This is a genomic window from Paraburkholderia sp. SIMBA_053 (assembly GCF_046534895.1).
GTDB lineage: Bacteria > Pseudomonadota > Gammaproteobacteria > Burkholderiales > Burkholderiaceae > Paraburkholderia > Paraburkholderia caledonica.
In genome coordinates this window covers 1-291 of sequence record NZ_JAWRXU010000442.1, presented here as the reverse complement: position 1 = coordinate 291, position 291 = coordinate 1, and the positions used below count along the sequence as shown (strand labels likewise).

The 291-nt window shown below is 62.2% G+C and carries 1 protein-coding gene; it reads left to right on the top strand.

What is annotated here, in order from left to right:
- Nucleotides 1-291 (top strand): hypothetical protein (locus SB753_RS36345; RefSeq protein WP_410804954.1); only part of this gene is annotated, 291 nt, incomplete at both ends.

Sequence of the window (291 nt, the reverse complement as noted above, 5' to 3'; positions counted from 1 at the left end):
CTATGAAAAAGAATTCGGCCCGGTCACGCCGGCGGCTTTTCTGCAGGTGCTGATCAACGGTTCCGGGTTTCGCTGGCTGACGCCGCTGTCCACCATCATTGCGAACGTGGACGAGATACTCGACGACAAGGAAGCCGATGCCGCCGACCGCCTCGCCGCGGTCGAAGCCGTCACCGGTCTCTTTTCCGCCGATCAGCCGAACAACAGTTTTCTGCCGCGTTATCTGCCGCTGCTGCAGGCCGATCCGGGCATCCTCCATCTGCATGGCCAGGTCTCGCAGGTGTTGCGCGG